General features: G+C 40.8%; 1 protein-coding gene. It reads right to left on the bottom strand.

Annotated features, from left to right (window positions below):
- On the bottom strand, nt 1-237 hold a 237-nt coding region (locus CWC11_RS22600; RefSeq protein WP_138684296.1), incomplete at its 3' end, for a transposase family protein.
- Nucleotides 238-299: the final 62 nt, after the last annotated feature.

The raw sequence follows: 299 nt of genomic DNA, 5'->3' as shown, positions 1-299 counted from the left end.
GCTTATAACTCTTGCAATCGTGTCGTGCCGCGGCACACCGTTCGAAAGTGCTATAAACTTACGTAACCAAGATAATTTGTCATGAGCAAAGTCTTCTATTTCTTCCCAACCTTGGCAACCTGCGATTACGGCACTGATAGTAAGAAACAGAATATCGAATAATGGGTGTTGCACTTTGCCTTGCTGGCGAGGGTCATCAATGGAAGAGAATTGTTCGAATAACGTGTTGGCTGACATGATTGGGCTGCTTAATTTAAAAAGCAGTATAAGATCATAAATTTATGTCAAGGTAAAGTTCA

This window comes from Pseudoalteromonas sp. S3178, from assembly GCF_005886985.1.
In the GTDB taxonomy this organism is placed as follows: domain Bacteria; phylum Pseudomonadota; class Gammaproteobacteria; order Enterobacterales; family Alteromonadaceae; genus Pseudoalteromonas; species Pseudoalteromonas carrageenovora.
The sequence above is the reverse complement of the archived record's forward strand: the minus strand, read 5'-3'. Positions and strand labels throughout refer to the sequence as shown.